The organism is Mycobacterium sp., from assembly GCF_049673265.1.
Classification (GTDB): Bacteria; Actinomycetota; Actinomycetes; order Mycobacteriales; family Mycobacteriaceae; genus Mycobacterium.
The window spans coordinates 1-3,003 of sequence record NZ_JBATXN010000088.1; the positions used below are offsets into that span (position 1 = coordinate 1).

Annotated in this window: 2 protein-coding genes; both read left to right on the plus strand. The window is 66.3% G+C overall.

Features of this window, described 5'->3' with window-relative positions; all coding sequences use genetic code 11:
* Nucleotides 1–1,905: alpha/beta fold hydrolase (locus WBF82_RS03085; RefSeq protein WP_424381632.1), on the plus strand; the 1,905-nt coding region annotated here is incomplete at its 5' end.
* A partial coding sequence (locus WBF82_RS03090; RefSeq protein ID WP_424381633.1) for a saccharopine dehydrogenase family protein occupies nucleotides 1,902–3,003 on the plus strand: 1,102 nt, incomplete at its 3' end. The genes WBF82_RS03085 and WBF82_RS03090, both read left to right, overlap by 4 nt.

Consider the following 3,003-nt stretch of genomic DNA (forward strand, 5'->3'; position numbering starts at 1 on the left):
CTCAACGACAAGCGCGCCGAGTACGTCAGCGCCGTCTGGGAAATCGATCCCACCGGCACAAGACCCGCACGCCGCCTTACCCGTGGCTCGAACGGTGAGTCGGCACCGGCGTTCACCGCCGACGGCGACCTGTTGTTCATTTCGTCGCGGCCGACCGCCGAGAACGCTGACACCGACAAACCACCGGGCTCGCTGTGGCGGCTGCCCACGGACGGCGGTGAGGCCGTCGAGGTGCTGAGCATGCCCGGCGGCGTTAGTGTCGTCCGCACCGCGCGCGGCGCCGAGAGCGCAGTAATCCGCACGTCGCTGTTGCCGTCGGCACGCGACATCGACGACGACCGAAGGCTGCGCGATCTGCGCAAGGCCTCTAAGGTGAACGCGGTCCTGCACTCCGGTTACCCAGTCCGGTTCTGGGACAAAGACATCGGCCCCGACGAACCCCATCTGTTCCACGTCACAGGACCGCGTGATCTGACGCCACAGCCCGGTGCTGCGCTGCGCGAAGCCGGATTCGACACCGCCCAATTCGACATCAGTGCCGACGGTCGATTCCTGGTGACGACGTGGCGGGTCGCCGGGCCCGGCCCCACCGAACGCTCGGTGCTGATGCGGGTCGACGTGGCATCGGGCGAACGCCGCGTCATCGCTGACGATCCCGACGCCGAACTCGAACATCCCGCGATCTCGCCGGACGGGTCGGGGATCGCGTACACCCGCGAAACCATTTCCACTCCCGACGGTGCGCCACGAATGACGTTGCAATACCTGCGATTCGGCGGCGAACCGCGGTCGGTGGCGCAAGCATGGGATCGTCGGGCGATCTCGCTGACCTGGTCATGCGACGGCACCGCGCTGGTGGTCACGGCCGATCAGGGCGGCCGGGCTCCGGTATTCCTTGTCGATTTGTCGACATCGACGGTTACCCAGCTCACCGACGACGACTTCGCCTACACAGACGTCGTCGCCGCACCTGGCGGTGTGTTATACGCCTTGCGCAGCTCGTATGCGGCACCGCCGCATCCGGTTCGGATCGATCCCGATGGTGTCGTCACCGTCCTGGCATGCGTCGACTTGCCAACGATGCCGGGAACTTTGACCGAAGTCAGCGCGGCCGCCGCGGACGGGACGGTCGTGCGGTCGTGGTTAGTGCTGCCCGACGACCCGGCGCCCGCCCCGCTGCTGCTATGGATCCACGGGGGGCCGCTGGGCAGTTGGAACAGCTGGTCATGGCGATGGAATCCGTGGCTGCTAGCCGCCACGGGCTACGCGGTGCTGCTGCCCGATCCGGCGCTGTCGACTGGCTACGGACAGGAATTCATCGAGCGTGGTTGGGGAGCATGGGCAGGTCCGCCGTTCGACGATTTGATGGTCGCCACCGATGCGGCGTGTGCTCATCCACGCATCGATGCAACCCGGATCGCCGCGATGGGCGGCTCATTCGGCGGCTACATGGCCAATTGGATGGCGGGCCACACCGACCGATTCTCCGCGATCGTGACCCATGCCAGTCTGTGGGCGCTGGACCAATTCAGCCCGACAACCGATCACGCCTACTACTGGCGTCGTGAGATGACGCCAGAGATGACCGCTGCGAACTCACCACACCAATTCGTCGGTCGAATTGCCACGCCGATGCTGGTCGTCCACGGCGACAAGGACTATCGCGTACCGATCGGTGAGGGCCTGCGGCTGTGGTACGAGCTGCTTGCCAACTCGGCGCTGCCGGCCGGCGAGGATGGCGGCAGCCCGCACCGGTTCCTGTACTTCCCGTCGGAAAACCACTGGGTGGAGGCGCCGCAGCACACCAAGATCTGGTACCAGGTGGTGATCGCCTTTCTGGCCGAGCATGTGCTGGGGGAGAGCGCCGAGTTGCCGGAGATGCTCGGAGTAGCGTCGCGCCTGTGACCGAGACGCGCGAATACGACATCGTCTTGTACGGGGCAACCGGCTTCGTGGGCAAGCTCACCGCTGATTACCTGGCCCGGGCCGGCGGAAACGCACGGATCGCGCTGGCTGGGCGATCGACTGACCGCCTACTCGCGATCCGCGAAACACTGGGGGAATCGGCGCAGTCATGGCCGGTTCTGGTGGCGGACGCCTCGTCGCCGTCGACTCTGGATGCGATGGCCGCGCAGACCAGAGTGGTCGTCACGACTGTCGGGCCTTACAGCCGGTACGGTCTGCCGTTGGTCGCCGCGTGCGCGGCGGCGGGTACCGACTATGCCGACCTGACCGGCGAGCCGCCGTTCGTTCGCGACAGCATCGACTTGTACCACAAGCACGCGCTCGACACCGGCGCACGCATTGTGCACGCGTGCGGATTCGATTCGATCCCTTCGGATCTCACCGTGTACTCGCTTTACCGCCGGGCACGCGAAGACGGCGCCGGCGAGCTACTCGGCACCGACTTCGTGGTTCGCTCCTTCTCCGGCGGGCTGTCCGGCGGCACCTTGGCATCGATGGTGGAAGTGCTGGATTCGGTGTCCAGGGATGCCGACGTGCGCCGTCAATTCGCTGATCCCTACACGCTGAGCCCCGACCGCGGCGCAGAACCCGAACTGGGCGCCCAGCCCGACCTGCGATGGCGCCGTGGCCGCCAGATCGCGCCGGAGCTAACCGGATTGTGGACGGCTGGATTCATGATGGCGCCGACTAATACTCGAATCGTTCGACGCAGCAATGCATTACAGGACTGGGCGTACGGCAGGCAGTTCCGCTACAGCGAACACATGAGCGTGGGCTCATCGGCCGTGGCACCGGTGGTGTCCGGGGTTGTCAACGGGATCGGCAACGCGGTCTCGGGGTTGGGCAGCCGCTACTTCCGGCTGCTGCCGCGCAGACTCGTGGAGCGCGTGTTGCCCAAACCCGGCACCGGTCCCAGTGAAGCCGTTCGCGAGCGCGGCTTTTACAAAGCGGAGACGTACACCACGACGACCTCGGGCGCCCGCTATGTCGCCACCATCGCGCAACGCGGAGACCCCGGATACAAAGCCACCGCGGTGC